Source organism: Nonomuraea sp. IBHARD001, assembly GCF_056106265.1.
Genome location: NZ_JBWBBW010000002.1, coordinates 3,164,707 through 3,178,248, shown reverse-complemented (window position 1 = coordinate 3,178,248; position 13,542 = coordinate 3,164,707). Strand labels below are relative to the sequence as shown.

The following is a 13,542-nucleotide window of genomic DNA, read 5'->3' as shown; positions in this document are numbered from 1 at the left end:
TATGCGCATTTTCAGCGCACTCCAGCAAACCGCATCCCAATATCACGCTTCAATTACATTCCCCCTGCAGAGCAGGCGTTTCCCGCTCAATGCGCGACTTCTCCTACAGGCAACGCGAGGAGAATGAGCATGAGAAACGCCCACCCGGTCGGATACGCGGTAATCGACGTCGAAACCACAGGTCTACGGGCTTCCCTGTACGACCGGATCATCGAGATCGGCATCGTCCAGACCGACCCATACGGCCAGGTGACCGGCGAATGGAGCACTCTGGTCAACCCGGAACGCGACCTGGGCCCCCAGCACATCCACGGCATCAGCGCCTCCGACATCCGCCATGCGCCGACCTTCAAGGACATCGCCGGCGCACTGGTCGCCATGCTGCGCGACCGGGTGCCGGTGGCGCACAATCTCCGGTTCGACGCCGGGTTCCTGCACGCCGAATTCGCCCGCATCGGCACGCAGATCCCGCCGTTGCGGGAATTCGGGGTGTGCACGATGACCGAGGCACGGCGATTCCTGCCGCACGCGCCGAGGAACCTGGCGGGCTGCTGCGCGGTGGCCGACATTCCGCTCGACGGCCGGCACGACGCCCTGCTCGACGCCCGTGCCACCTCCGGCCTGCTCCGCCACTACATCGGCCTGTCACACCCGGCCGATCCCTGGCCGGAGGCGCTGCACGGCGCGCGTACGACCGTCGCATGGCCGATCCTCGACGACACCGGGACGGCCTGCGTGCGCAGAGGCGTGTCGGCCGGACGCCAGAACCACTTCCTGGCCCGCATCCTCGACCGCGTCCCCCAGACCACACAGCCCGCCAAGGCCGAGCCGTACCTCGCCCTGCTGGACCGGGTGCTCCTCGACCACCACATCTCGGACGCCGAGGCCGACGCGCTGGTGGAGCTGGCGACGTCGCTGCGCCTGGGTCGTACCGAGCTCGAAGCCCTGCACCGCGACTACCTCGCCGCCGTCGCGCGCGCGGCCCTGGCCGACGGGAGTGTCACCGCGGCCGAGCGGCGTGAGCTCGACCTCATCGCCTCCCTGCTCGGCCTGCCCGCCGACGCCGTCGAGCGGGCGTTGCGGGTGGGCACCGCCTCGCTCGTCCCGGTGCGGCGGTTCGAGCTGCGCCCTGGCGACCAGGTCGTGTTCACCGGCGCGATGGACGACGAGCGGGAGGTGTGGGAGGGCCGGGCCCGCCGGGCGGGCTACCTGCCGCACCCCCATGTGACCAAGAAGGTCAGGCTCGTCGTCGCGGCCGACCCCGACTCGCTGTCCGGCAAAGCACGCAAAGCCCGCGCGTACGGCATCCCGATCGTCACGCCCCACGCGTTCGTCCGCATGCTCGGCCACGCGTCGGCCAATGCCGACAGGTCGTGACGCAGGCTACATAGCGTAGACAGCGTCGTGGTGAGTGACGTCTCGTCAGGTCTCCGGATCCCAGAGGAGAGGACGCACGGTGCGAGAGCTCTCGTCCCGCCCGAAGGCGGAAGCCCGGACCGCGTTCACCGTCCGGGCCCGGCTGGCGCCGGTCGTCGACCAGGACACCGCCCACGAGCGGGAAGCCGACCGGGCCGCCGCGTCGGCCGATCCGCCCGCCGCCCGCACACCGCCGGACGGCCGGCTCGACCCAAGCACCCAGGCGTACTTCGGCAGGCACTTCGGGCAGGACATCCACTTCGGCCGGGACGCCCATCGGCCGTATCGCCGCGAGGGCGCGGGCCTGCTCGCACACGAACTGGCCCACGTCGTCCAGCAGAGCCGTTCGGCCAGGCCCAGGATCCAGGGCAAGCTCTTCGCGGCCGGTGACGCGGCCGGGTTCGCCTCGGCGGCCAACGCCGTCATCGCCGTCCAGTACGAGATCGTGGTCGCCTCGACGGCCGGACCTCCGTACGCGCCGCCGACGCCAGGGTGCCGGGCGGGAACTACGCCTCCTCCAAGGTCGACCTCGACGACGTCGCCGCGCTGGGCAGCCAGGCCTCCGTCGGCCTCACGATGGGCCGCACGGGCGGCAGCCTGCTGGCGCACGAGGTGCTGGAGCAGTTCCGCAAGCAGGTGCACGGCGAGGCGTTCCCCGCCGCGCACGCCACGTCCTGCTGACGCGCCTGACCGGCGTGGCGTACGAGACGTTCCCGACCTGGAACGGCCTGGCCGTCCACCTGGCAGCCGACTGCTCGGCCCACGTCGACCCCTCCCAGCGCACCGCCGTCGCCGCGCGCCGGCGACACCGGGGGACCTGTACCTAGTGGTACGCTATAGTGGTACTCGGTGCCACTGAGTACTTGAGCAACGGGTGACGAGGACCGCGATGGAAGACCTGACGGAGATGCTGAAGGGCACGCTGGAAGGATGTGTCCTGGAGATCATCGCCAGCGAGGAGACCTACGGCTACGCCATCACACGGCGGCTGAACGAACTCGGTTTCGCCGATGTCGTCGAAGGAACGGTGTACACGATCCTGCTGCGACTGGAGAAGAACGGCCTGGTCCAGGTGACGAAACGACCGTCCGGACTGGGCCCGGCCCGCAAGTTCTACGCGCTCAACGACGCGGGCAGGCGGCAACTGGCGACGTTCTGGGCCAAGTGGGAGTACCTCTCCTCCCGCATCGACAAGCTAAGGCAGGACGGCAGATGACCTTCTGGGAGACCATCACCGGCAGCGACCTCAGCAGGCAGTGGAAGGCGTTCGAGATCCGGGCCGCCGCCCTGCCCGCCGACCACCGGGCCGCATGGGAGCAGATCAAGACCAGCCTGTTCCCCTTCGGCGACTTCACCGGGCGCAACCTGACGCCGATCGCCGACAGCGCCCTGGCCCTGCTCGAAGAGACGGCGGCCGACGGGCAGAGCATCCACGACGTGCTGGGCGACGACGTCGCGGGCTTCTGCGCGGCGCTGGCCGGAGGCGAAGGGGCGCGCGACTACCGCGACCGGTGGCGCGAGCAGTTGAACAGGACCGTCGCCAGGCGGCTGAGCCGGTTGGGAGGCTGACATGGGCATCCGCGACATCATCGAGGGCAAGAAGCAGTGGCGTGCGCACACCGCACGGGTCAAGGCGCTGCCACCGGACTACCAGATCGTCTACCAGGAGATCCAGCGCTACTACTTCAAGGTCGGGCCGATCGGCCTGCCCGACGGGTCGCTGCTGCCCGGACTGCTCGACTTCTTCGAGGAGGGCGCCGCGGCCGGAAAGGGTGTGCTGACGCTCATCGGCGACGACGTGGCCGCCTTCGCGGACGACCTGATCAAGGACTCGCCCACGTACGCGGACGTCTATCAGCAGTCCGTCAACGGCAGGCCGGGCGCGGCGGGGACGTAGGCCGTGTGCCGGGCGGCGGCGGACCGGGCGCGTGCGCTCGGTCCGCCGCCACCCGGCGGGGTCACCTCGCCGCGCCCGCCGGGAGGATGCCCTGAAGCCGCAGGCCCAGCGCCTGCGGCATCGCGACCAGCTCGACGCTCTCCTGATCGCTGGCGTCGGTGCGGGCCACGACCACCACGGCGTCGTCGGGGCCGTGGTTGACGGGCAGATGGACGACATTGGCGGGGATGTAGAGGAAGTCGCCCGGCTCTAGCCGGATGTGCTCGCGCAGGTCCTCGCCCATCCAGACCTCGTGCGAGCCGCTGATCACATACACGGCCGATTCGTGGTCGCGGTGGACGTGAGGTTCGCCTCGGCTCCCGGCGGGGATCACCACGCGGTGCAGGCACAGGCGCTGCGCGCCGACGCTCTCCCTGCTGACCCCCTCGGTGACCTTGACCGCCTGCAGGCCCAGCAGGCCCGCACGCGCCGCGTCCTCGGCGCGGACGACCTTGGCCGTGGCCTCGATCATCCCTGCACCAGGACCTGGACGGGATGCTCGGCATCGGCGGTGTAGAAGTCGGCGATGAAGGCGACCCACGCGGCCGCGCCGACCCGCCCGTGGGCGTCGGCGAGGTGGGCGTGCGCGGCGGCGACGCCGTCCGGCGGGAACCCGAGCACGCTCAGACAGGCGGCGAAGTCCACGCCCTCGACATACCCGTCGTCGTCGCGGTCGGCGACGGCCACCACCGCCCGGGCGTACGGCAGGGCGATCCGGTCGAATCCCGCCTCGTTCGCGACGCCGTGCTGGTACTCCTCGAAGCTGATCCGCCCGTCGGCGTCGCTGTCGAGCCGCTCGGTCAGCCGCTCGGCGAACTGCCGGTGCGAGTCGAGGACGGCCCGCCCCTTCGCCGACGTCTCCTCCTCGCCGAACGTGCGCAGGATCTCGCGTGCCAACAGGTCGAAGTCACTCGATTCGATGTATCCGTTGCCATTGGTGTCGAGCTGGTCGAACCTGACCCGCAGCCGATCCACGGTCTCGTTGCCCATGCCGATGCCCCTCCTTTGTACGGCTTCCGTAAGCCGCGCCAACTATATAACTCAACGTAGCCAAGAGGTAGCTATACGTATCGTGGTCGACTGTTACGAGGCGAAGAAGGTCAGCAGGGCGGTGGCGATCCCGGCCGGCTTCTTCTCCGGAGCGAAGTGGTCGAGCTTGGCGAAGCTCGCCGTCTCGCACCTCGGGATCGCCTCGGACAGCCGGTCGAGGGCGACCGCCTGGCGGCCGACGGCATGATCCTTGCCGCGCAGGATCAGCGTGGGGGCCGCGATCTGACGGTAGTCGGCCACGTTCTGGGCGAAACGCCCCACCTCGATGTGCTCGTTGAGCGACTGGGGCATGAGTGCGAGGTTCTGCCGCATCTCCTCGCGGGAGATCGCCATTCGCAGGATGAGCGCCAGAAGGCGGCGCGGAACCCGTCCGGTCTGGTCGGGATTGATGCCCCGGACGAACGTGAGGAACGCCTCGAAGTTCGCACCACGCGCCACCTCACGCCGGGCCCGGCCGATCCAGTCGACGGGCAGGGACCCGTCGACCGAGACGCCGGGCTCGTAGACGGCGACCCGGTCGAAGGCCGGCCCGTCGCACATCGCGCGCAGGGCGACCAGCCCGCCGAAGCTGTGGCCGAACAGCAGGCGGGCGCCGGTCCTGGCGCGCACCGCCTCCAGGTCCTCGATCTCGCGCTCCATGGCGTACTTCTCCCCCTGCGGCCCGCTGCCGCCGCGCCCGCGGCGCTGCACGACGTGCACGGTGTGCCGCTCGGCCAGGAGGCGGGCCAGTTCGGCGTAGTCGGCGGCCGTGGTGAGCGCGCCCGGCACCACGAGCACGCCGGGCCCGCTGCCCGTGCTCAGGTACTCCACCGCGGTGCCGTCGGCCGAGGTCACCATGCTGTTCATTCGTTCTCCTCGTTCTTCGTCGTTGAGGACAACGTACGCATTCTGTCGACGAAGGTCGGACTGCCTGTAGTGCACTTGCGACGAAGCCCAAGGTGAGTAGGTAGTGCACTACGACGACTGACATCAAGTGCACTAGTACACTTGAGCCTCATGACAGACCGAGCGCTCTACCTGCGGATCGCGGACGAGATCGCCGACGAGATCCGGCAGGGGCGACCGGCGGAGGGACAGGCGGCGCCGTCCACGCGGCAGATCGTCCGGGATCACGGTGTCGCGATGGCCACCGCCAGCAAGGTCATCGCCGCCCTGCGCGCCGCCGGACTGGTCGAGACCGTCCCGGGACGAGGCACGATCGTCAGGCAGCGGGCCACGGCCACGACACCGGCCCGGCCCACCGCCCTGAGCCGGGCCGAGATCGTCGAGGCCGCCGTACGGATCGCCGACGCCGACGGCCTGTCCCTGGTCACGATGCGGCGGGTGGCCACCACGCTGGGCGTCTCCACGATGGCGCTGTACCGGCATGTGCCCAAGCGGGGCGATCTGACGCTGGACATGACCGACCGCGTCTTCACCGAGGCCAGGCTGCCCGAGATGCCCGTGACGCACTGGCGGGCCCGCCTGGAGGCGGTCGCGCGCCTGTCCTGGACGATCTTCAGTCGTCACCCGTGGGCCGCCGAGGTGTTCTCGCTGAGCCGTCCGCAGCTCATGCCCAACGTCATACCGCTGGCCGAATGGTCGCTCGCCACCCTGCGCGCGATGGGGTTCGACGCCCAGGACATGCTGGGCGCGCACATCAACCTGTTCGGACACGTCCGGGGCATGGCGCTGGTACGGCTGACCGAGGCGCGGGCCGAGGAGGACACCGGGATGTCGGCCGACGACTGGATGAGCCGCCCGAACTCCGGCATGCGCCGATGGGCCACCTCCACCACCCATCCGGGCCTCGGCCACGTCGCACGGGAGTCGTTCGACTTCGACCTGGACCTCGTCTTCGAGTACGGCCTGCAACGCCTGCTCGACGGCCTCGAAGCCCGCCACCGCGCACTGGGCCTGGCCCGGGCGGACGAACACACGGCAAGCCCCAGATGAACGGCAGGCAGCTCATCCGTATTGGATAGCTTTACTATCCAATAACGCTTCATGAACCCCGTTGTCGTACCCCACGCGCTCTCTCCACACTCTGACGGACATGGGCATCAAGCCCCATGACTCCTGACGAAAGGCATGTCCCGACATGTTAAGGAAGAGCCTGGCGACCGCCGTCGCCGCTGCCTGCCTCCTCTTGATCGTCCCCGTCCAGAGCGCCGGCGCCGTCCCCGCTCCGGCCGCCAAGCCGCGTCCCGCCGCCGAGACGCCGGCCGCGTACGCGAGCGCCGCCGACCGTGCGGCGATGGCCGCGCAGGAGCCGTTGACCCGGGCCGCGACCGCGATCCGCGACCTGGCGGCCGGGGAGCCCCGGTCCGGCTTCGCCGGTGTCGAGGCCGCGGACGGCAGGCTCGTGGTGTGGTGGAAGGGCACGCCGCCCGAGCGCCTCCGACGCCAGGTGCGGACGAGCGGTGTCCCGGTGGAGGTACGGCGTGCGGCCCACTCGCGGCAGGAGCTGAACACCGCGGCGGCCACCCTGTGGCGGGCGTCCGGAGTGGAGAGCGGCGGCCGTTTCCACGCCTTGCGGGTGCCGTTCGACGGGACCGGCATCGAGGCCGTGGCCGCGCCAGGCGCCGCCCGGGCGCTGACGCCGGACCCCGAGGTGGGTGTGCCGGTCACGGTGGTCGAGCGCGAACCGCTCAGGAGCACCGCCGACTCCCGCTGCGACGACCGGAGTCCGTGGTGGGGAGGCGGCGCGATCTGGAACGACAGGTTCCGCGTCGAGAACCCGCGCTGCGGCTCGGCCTCGGGCGCCACCTACACCTGCACCGGCGGCTGGGGCGTCCAGGCCGGGGGCACGGAGTACCTGCTCACCGCAGGCCACTGCGGCGCGAGCGGCGACACCTTCCGCGACAGCACCGGCGAGTACATCGGCCCGGCCACCCACGAGCACGTCGACCACGACCTGATGCTCGTCCGCGCCCACACCCAGGGCCGCATGTGGGACGGCTACCCGGGCATCGACGACTTCAGCAAGCCGGTCGTCGGCTGGGGCTGGACCTACGGCGGCCAGGCCCTGTGCTACTCGGGCAGCACGACCGGCGCACGCTGCGGCTACAACGTCGACGCCGCCTACCCCCGCATCTGCAGCTACGACATCTACGGCCGCTACGAGTGCTGGAGCGACCTGATCTCCGCCCGGGGCTGGGGCCAGGCCTCGCGTCCCGGCGACAGCGGCGGCCCGGTGTTCAGCCTGGAGAACGGCTCGTCGGCCGTACGGGCGATGGGGACGATGACCGGTTTCGGCCGGCCCAACCCCAACGACGACTGGGAGTGGATCATCTTCCAGGACTTCGGCACCGCCACCCGCGACTGGCCCGGCCTGACCGCGCTCACCTCCTGACCCGGATCGGGGGGCCACGCGCTCCCCGACTCCCGGGTGCGGCCGGGTAGGGTGCGGGCATGCCTTGACGCCTGCCCGGGGCACGGGCACCTCCTGACCTCCTTCGTTCGTCGCGGTTCGACCTGACCTACGAAGGAGACATCTGACATGAACACCACGACCGTCATCGACGTGCCCGGCGCTTTCGCCGCCTCCTACGGCGCGAACGGAGCCGACGCGCGTGCCTGGCTCGCCGACCTGCCTCGCCTCGGCGGCGAGTTCCTGCGACGCTGGGAGCTGCGCCAGGACGGCACGGCCGCGTACGGCATGGCCTCGCTGGTCCTGCCCGTGCGCCGCTCCGACGGCACGCCTGCCGTACTGAAGCTTCAGCAGGTGCGCGAGGAGACCGCGGCTGCCATCGCCGGGCTGCGGGCCTGGCGGGGGCAGGGCATCGTGGACCTGCTGGACAGCGACGAGCCGAGCGGCACGCAGCTGCTGGAACGGCTGGACGCCGCCCGGCCGCTGTCGTCCGTGACCGACGACGACGCGGCCATGGAGATCCTGGCCGGGTTGATGGCCCGGCTGACCGCGGCTCCCGCCCCGAGCGGTGTGCGGCGGCTGGCCGACATCGCCGCCGCCATGCTCGGCCAGGTCCCGCAGGCCGAGCCGGCCCTGCTCGACCCCGCCGAGCGGCGGCTGCTGCGCACCTGCGCGTCCGCCGTGGCCGAGCTGGCCGGTGAGGCGGGCGATCGGCTGTTGCACTGGGACCTGCACTACGACAACGTGCTGGCCGGGGAGCGGGAGCCGTGGCTGGCCATCGACCCCGAACCGCTGGCCGGCGATCCGGGGTTCGAGTTGCTGCCCGCACTGGACAGCCGATGGGAGCAGGTCGAGGCCACCGGTGAGGTGACACGCGTGGTGCTGCGCCGGTTCGACCTGCTGACCGAGGCGCTCGATCTCGACCGGGGGCGTGCGGTCGGCTGGAGTCTCGGCCGGGTGCTGCAGAACGCGCTGTGGGACATCGAGGACGGCAGGACCGCACTCGAACCCGCCCAGGTCGCCATCGCCACCGCACTGCTGCGCCTGCCCATCTGATGGAGCCCGGCCCGGGGTCAGTCCGCCCGCTGGCTGAACTTCTCCACGCGCCAGCCGCCGGCGGCATGGGCGTTGATCCAGAAGTGTGACGAGCCGCCCTCGTAGCGGAAGTAGCAGTGGTGGGCGTAGGCGGGACGGCCGGCATCCGCGCCGGTGTCGCAGCCCTCCACCTTGTCGACGGCCGGGGCGGGCAGCTCGAAGAACTTCGCCGTCGCGTTCGCACTCGCCGCCTGGAGCGCGGCGGTGCGATCGTCGGCGTGCCGGGCGGCGACGAGATGGTCGGCCGCTTCCTGCGCATCGGCGAAGACCGGCCGGGCGGTGGCGGTGGCGGTGGCGGACGAAACGGACGCCCCGATGTCAGCGGAGCAGCCGGTCGCCAGGAGGGTCAGGCCGGTCGCGACGGTGACGGTCAGGAGGAGGGCGCGGGACACAGGGACTCGTCTCTGTTCGGGGGGTCAGGGCAACCCGTACCGGTTCGCGGGTATACGGCGACTCCGGTTGGGAGCTCCAGCCTTCCATGATCGCGGCGCCCGCACCTCCCGGAGGGAACATCCTGCATGTACGGGGGTGTTCGCGCGGGGAGTCTGGTTCAGCGGCCGGTCAGGGTGGCGACGCCCGCGCCGGTCAGCTCGCCGGGGCGCACCGGCCGTCCCGACACCGCCAGCAGCAGGGCCAGCGCGCCGCCCCGCACCTCGGGCCCCTCCCCCGCGTCGAGGTCGGTGTCGGTCGCCACCAGGTGCAGGCCGTGTGCCCGCTCCTTGCCGCCGCCCATGCCGACGCCGGTCTTGAGCTGGTAGCGCAGCGCCGCCGCGACCTGATCGGCCGGGTAGTCGCCGGTCAGGTCGAGCGGGCGCCGGATGTCCTCGCCGTGCACGAACGCCTCCACCAGGCGGGTCGCCAGGGGCGCGGGGGCGCTGGTCGTCCTGCGGCTGACCGCGCGCAGGGCGGCGAGCGTGAGCCGGGGCTCGGCGGCGCGCTCCCTGGCCACCGCCGCCCGGTTGTAGCGGTCGAAGTCGAAGCGCGCGGCGGCCAGGCGCAGCACGAAGCTCAGCTTGGTGGTCTTGGCGTCGTCGATGAGATGGGCGACGACGTCGTGCACGTCCCAGCCGGGGCACAGGGACGGCGTCGACCATCGCTCGGCGGGGACGCCCTCCAGATCCCGGATCAGGGCCTCACGTTCGGCGTGGACCACGGTCCAGATCTGCTGCGTCACGGTGTTCCCTTCCACCCGGCTAACTGTACTCGACAGTTCACTTACTGGGCGAGGCGGGAACCCAGAAGACGCCGGAGGCCGTGCACGTGGTGAAGTCCAGCAGGGCGTCGCCCTCGTCGAGCCTGGCCTGGGTGGCGGTGAAGGTGCGCTGGTCGCGCTGGAAGGAGACGAACAGCAGTCCGCGATCGCCGGGCCCGTTGTCGTAGGCGCAGCCTCGGCGCAGCATCATGCCGCTGCCGGTCGTCAGCGCGTGTGCCCGCCGTACGTGCGCGTCGGCGGGGATCAGCCATCGGCCCTGCGCGGTCTTGGCGTGCAGGTCGGCGGCCGAGCGGGGGGCGCCGCCCGACAAGGGGGCGCCGTCGGCGCGGCGGCGGCCGACGATCTCCTCCTGGCGGGCGAGCGGGAGGGCCAGGAAGCGGGTGGCGTCGATCCGGAGCCGCCGTACGACCGCGACGGTGGAGCCGTCGGCCCGCCACACCTCCGCCCTGAGCTCGCTCCCGGTCCTGGGGTTGACGATCGGGTCGTGGAAGCCGAGCAGGTTGCGGCCGGTCGGCGCGCCGCGGAAGCCGGGCTGGCGCCAGGCGGGGGCCCGGCCGAACAGGGCGCCCAGCTCGGTCGCGGCGCGGGCGGCCAGCTGCGCCGATGCCGCTGCGACCTGGACCAGGACGTCGCCGCCCCGATGCCCGGGCCCGATCCGCTCACGGGCGAAGGGCGGCAGGTCGCGCACCTGGGCCGCCAGGCGCGGCCCGAGACCGATCGTGACGTCCACACCGCCGGGCGACTGCTCGCCGAGCGCAGCCGGAAGCCGGTCGGCCGCGTAGACGGCCAGGTCCACATGGGGCAGCGTCCCCGTCACCCCGGCGTGCCGGGCAGGCCGGTGGTGAAGACGATGCCGTCGGGGCCGAGGTCGGAGTCCGTGCTGCCGCCCTTGCCCTTCTTGGCCGGTTGCAGGTCGGCCGGGCTCACGCCTTCGGGCAGGCCGGTCGCGGCGGCGGTGTCGAAGGTGATGGCGCAGGACGTGCTCGCGGGCACGCCGGTGAAGGCGTACCAGCCGTCGGTGCCGGTGACGGTGTTCTGGGTGACGCCGTTCTCGCAGGTCAGGCGGGCCTTGACATTCGGCAGGCCGGGCTCGGACGGGTCCTGGAGGCCGTCGCCGTCACGGTCGAACCAGACGCGGTCGCCGACCTGGATCGGCGCGGGGTCGGCCAGGATCTCCAGGTCGCCGAGGCCGTTGCTCTTGTTGAAGCCGCCCGCGAACACCCGCTGGTAGCGTTCCCTGATCGTGTCGTAGACGCCGCTCTTGTTGTCGAAGAAACCGACTCCGCCGACGAAGTACGCGCCCGGGTCGAGCACGGTGCTGGCGACATCGGCGAAACGCGGCTTGTAGGCCAGTCCGCCCTGGGCCACCTCGGCGTGCCCGCCCGCGTAGTAGTCACCCGGGTAGTACTCGACCACGGCCTTGTCCTGGTGACCGATCTTGCCGCTCACGGCGTTGTTCGGGCAGTCTCCCTCGCCCTCCCAGTACCAGGCGCCGTCGATCCGGCAGACCCGGTTGATGTCGCCGCCGCTGTGGCCGACGACCTGGTCCTGGTGCTGGTCGCGGAAGCCGAGGATCATCGAGCCGTCCCGGTCGAACTCGATGTCGGACAGCAGCGGCATCGGCGTGTAGGCGTCAGGCGGCGGGGTCAGGCTGGTCGTCGTCAGCCACGGGAACCAGTACTCGCCCCCGTAGACGTAGTTGACCTTGCCGCGCTTGTAGTCGAGGCTGTGCTTGTAGAGCGAGGTGAACGTGCCCGAGGCGGTGTCGGCCGTCAGGACGTGCACCGACATGTCGGCACGCTTCTGGGTGCTCTGCCCGGAGCAGACGCCGCCGACGTGGAGCCTGCCCTCGTGCACGGCCAGGCCGAACGGCCGCCAGTCGTCCGGCGAGGGGCAGCCCTGGGCGGGAATCGGCCAGGTGCCGTTGAGTTCGGCGCTCGTCGTGTCGTAGGCCACCAGGCTGCGCGTGTTGAGGTTGACCGCGTACAGCGTCTTCTCGTCGGCCGACAGCTCCAGGTCGCCCAGGCTCTCCCTGCCGGGCACCGCCCAGAACGACGCGTCGAGCTGCGGGTTCTTGGCGTCGTGCGGGGTGGTTCCGGCGTCGGCCACGGTGGCGAACTGCTTCACCGTGCCGTCCGCGCCGATCGCGTAGATGCCGCCCTGGCCCAGCGGGCCGTACGGGGCGTGCCTTCTGGCCATGGCGCCCGCGAACAGGGTGCGCGTGGAGCGGTGCCAGGCCAGGCCGTACACGGTGCCGACCTTGTCGTAGGTGGTGACCGGTGCGGTGTAGCCCGTGTTGTCGCCGCGCTGCGACCACGCCCAGCCCGCGATGGCCTGAGTGCTCGGCCTGGCGGTGACCGTGCTCGCGTAGGCGTGCACGGGGGTGACCAGGCGCGGGTCGGCCTGGACGTAGTCCGCCGGGTCCTGCACGCCCATGACGACACTGGCGTTCTTGCCGCCGGTCAGGTCGACGAAGCTGACCAGCGGGGCCAGCGGGGCCAGCGGGGCCGACCCGGCGACCTGGCCGTAGGCGACGGCGGGCCGCAGGTGCGCCTGGCTCGCCGGGAGGGTCGCCTCGACCCGGTAGCGACCACCGCTCACCGGCGGGAAGCTGACCCTGCCCCTGTCGTCGGTGACCCATTCGGCCACCACACCCGAGTCGTCGTACACCTTGACCGCGACACCCGGCAGGCCGAGCTCCCAGTCCTTCTTGTGTGCGCCGTCGGCGTCGTAGTCGCGGACCACCGTCACGGTGATGACCCCACCGTCGGCCGCGGCCGGTACGGCCTGCGCGGCGGCACCGCTCAGGCCGGTGGCCAGCGCGAGCGGCCAGGCCAGAGCCCTTCCATATCTCTTGATCACTGATTTCCTCGACGTCCGGAAAGCAGGCGACCGATTCACCCGCTACATCCGCCCCATGACCGAAGATCGACAAAGGCAAGATCAGCGACTCATGTCCGAAGAGTCCGCCATGACATCCCGGGAGAGATCTCGACCCAATTGGGAGATTTCGGAAAGAAAGGCACGGGAACGTCGAGGGCAATCCCGTGAACGGAGCCGCAGATGGACGATTACCCGCTTCTCAACCTCTTCTGGACCATGATGTGGTTCTTCCTCTGGGTGGTATGGCTGTTCCTGCTGTTCCGCATCGTGATGGACATCTTCTCCAGCTCCGACCTGAGCGGCTGGGGCAAGGCGGGCTGGACCCTGCTCGTCGTGGTGCTGCCCTACATCGGCGTCCTCGTCTACCTCATCGTGCGCGGCCGCACCATGCACGAGCGTCAGGCCAAGCGCGCGGTCGAGCAGGAGCAGGCCTTCAAGGACTACATCCGCCAGAACGCCGGTCCCGCGCAGGGCGCCGACGTACCCGCGCAGCTGGAGAAGCTGGCCGACCTCAAGCAGCGCGGCACGCTGTCTGAGCCGGAGTACGAGCAGGCCAAGGCCAAGATCCTCGCCTGAGTTCCGCACCTTCGTGATCCA

General features: G+C 71.0%; 16 protein-coding genes and 1 pseudogene. 10 read left to right on the top strand and 7 right to left on the bottom strand.

Annotated features, from left to right (window positions below; all coding sequences use genetic code 11):
- Positions 1–129 precede the first annotated feature (129 nt).
- The 6 genes and pseudogenes from ACTWNK_RS16685 to ACTWNK_RS16660 all read left to right on the top strand — a co-directional run bounded on the left by ACTWNK_RS16685 (position 130) and on the right by ACTWNK_RS16660 (position 3,313).
- The gene (locus ACTWNK_RS16685) at positions 130–1,377 is read left to right on the top strand and encodes an exonuclease domain-containing protein (RefSeq protein ID WP_474304889.1); all 1,248 of its coding nucleotides are present in this window, start codon (positions 130–132) and stop codon (positions 1,375–1,377) included.
- Between the two features lie 34 nt (positions 1,378–1,411).
- Positions 1,412–1,750: pseudogene (locus tag ACTWNK_RS16680) on the top strand (eCIS core domain-containing protein); the annotation flags it as partial.
- 158 nt (positions 1,751–1,908) lie between these two features.
- Positions 1,909–2,097: a hypothetical protein gene (locus tag ACTWNK_RS16675; RefSeq protein ID WP_474311160.1), complete on the top strand. Its 189-nt coding sequence runs from the start codon at positions 1,909–1,911 to the stop codon at positions 2,095–2,097.
- A gap of 208 nt (positions 2,098–2,305) precedes the next feature.
- Positions 2,306–2,632, top strand: coding sequence for a PadR family transcriptional regulator (locus tag ACTWNK_RS16670; protein WP_474304888.1), 327 nt, complete (start codon positions 2,306–2,308; stop codon positions 2,630–2,632).
- A complete protein-coding gene (locus tag ACTWNK_RS16665; RefSeq protein WP_474304887.1) occupies positions 2,629–2,985 on the top strand; it encodes a DUF1048 domain-containing protein in 357 nt (118 codons plus the stop codon). Before ACTWNK_RS16670 ends, ACTWNK_RS16665 begins: the two co-directional genes overlap by 4 nt.
- A 1-nt stretch (position 2,986) precedes the next feature.
- Positions 2,987–3,313: a DUF1048 domain-containing protein gene (locus ACTWNK_RS16660; protein WP_474304886.1), complete on the top strand. Its 327-nt coding sequence runs from the start codon at positions 2,987–2,989 to the stop codon at positions 3,311–3,313.
- A 61-nt stretch (positions 3,314–3,374) separates the two neighbouring features.
- On the opposite strand, the gene ACTWNK_RS16655 is transcribed toward ACTWNK_RS16660, so the two are convergent.
- From ACTWNK_RS16655 to ACTWNK_RS16645, 3 genes are all read right to left on the bottom strand, one after another.
- Positions 3,375–3,824, bottom strand: a complete 450-nt coding sequence (locus ACTWNK_RS16655) for a cupin domain-containing protein (RefSeq protein WP_474304885.1) — start codon at positions 3,822–3,824, stop codon at positions 3,375–3,377.
- Positions 3,821–4,342 (bottom strand): EF-hand domain-containing protein, encoded by a 522-nt coding sequence (locus tag ACTWNK_RS16650; RefSeq protein WP_474304884.1) that lies wholly within the window; start codon positions 4,340–4,342, stop codon positions 3,821–3,823. The genes ACTWNK_RS16655 and ACTWNK_RS16650 overlap by 4 nt, the downstream gene beginning before the upstream one ends.
- Before the next feature lie 93 nt (positions 4,343–4,435).
- A complete protein-coding gene (locus tag ACTWNK_RS16645) occupies positions 4,436–5,248 on the bottom strand; it encodes an alpha/beta fold hydrolase (protein WP_474304883.1) in 813 nt (270 codons plus the stop codon).
- Between the two features lie 150 nt (positions 5,249–5,398).
- Between ACTWNK_RS16645 and ACTWNK_RS16640 the strand changes: the two genes are divergently transcribed.
- The 3 genes from ACTWNK_RS16640 to ACTWNK_RS16630 all read left to right on the top strand — a co-directional run bounded on the left by ACTWNK_RS16640 (position 5,399) and on the right by ACTWNK_RS16630 (position 8,810).
- Positions 5,399–6,337 carry a TetR/AcrR family transcriptional regulator C-terminal domain-containing protein gene (locus ACTWNK_RS16640; RefSeq protein WP_474304881.1) on the top strand — a complete coding sequence of 313 codons (939 nt, stop codon included), beginning with the start codon at positions 5,399–5,401 and terminating at the stop codon, positions 6,335–6,337.
- 193 nt (positions 6,338–6,530) lie between these two features.
- Positions 6,531–7,736 (top strand): chymotrypsin family serine protease, encoded by a 1,206-nt coding sequence (locus ACTWNK_RS16635; RefSeq protein ID WP_474304880.1) that lies wholly within the window; start codon positions 6,531–6,533, stop codon positions 7,734–7,736.
- A 147-nt stretch (positions 7,737–7,883) separates the two neighbouring features.
- On the top strand, positions 7,884–8,810 hold the full coding sequence (locus tag ACTWNK_RS16630; RefSeq protein WP_474304879.1) for an aminoglycoside phosphotransferase family protein: 927 nt from the start codon (positions 7,884–7,886) through the stop codon (positions 8,808–8,810).
- Between the two features lie 17 nt (positions 8,811–8,827).
- Here the strand turns inward: ACTWNK_RS16630 and ACTWNK_RS16625 are convergent, their stop codons facing one another.
- The 4 genes from ACTWNK_RS16625 to ACTWNK_RS16610 form a co-directional block, all read right to left on the bottom strand.
- Positions 8,828–9,241: a hypothetical protein gene (locus ACTWNK_RS16625; protein WP_474304878.1), complete on the bottom strand. Its 414-nt coding sequence runs from the start codon at positions 9,239–9,241 to the stop codon at positions 8,828–8,830.
- A gap of 158 nt (positions 9,242–9,399) precedes the next feature.
- The gene (locus ACTWNK_RS16620) at positions 9,400–10,038 is read right to left on the bottom strand and encodes a maleylpyruvate isomerase family mycothiol-dependent enzyme (protein ID WP_474304877.1); all 639 of its coding nucleotides are present in this window, start codon (positions 10,036–10,038) and stop codon (positions 9,400–9,402) included.
- A gap of 22 nt (positions 10,039–10,060) precedes the next feature.
- The gene (locus tag ACTWNK_RS16615; protein WP_474304876.1) at positions 10,061–10,858 is read right to left on the bottom strand and encodes a Dyp-type peroxidase; all 798 of its coding nucleotides are present in this window, start codon (positions 10,856–10,858) and stop codon (positions 10,061–10,063) included.
- A 17-nt stretch (positions 10,859–10,875) separates the two neighbouring features.
- Positions 10,876–12,924 (bottom strand): SdrD B-like domain-containing protein, encoded by a 2,049-nt coding sequence (locus ACTWNK_RS16610; RefSeq protein WP_474304875.1) that lies wholly within the window; start codon positions 12,922–12,924, stop codon positions 10,876–10,878.
- 201 nt (positions 12,925–13,125) lie between these two features.
- On the opposite strand from ACTWNK_RS16610, the gene ACTWNK_RS16605 reads away from it, so the two are divergent.
- The gene (locus ACTWNK_RS16605) at positions 13,126–13,521 is read left to right on the top strand and encodes an SHOCT domain-containing protein (protein ID WP_474304874.1); all 396 of its coding nucleotides are present in this window, start codon (positions 13,126–13,128) and stop codon (positions 13,519–13,521) included.
- Positions 13,522–13,542 lie beyond the last annotated feature (21 nt).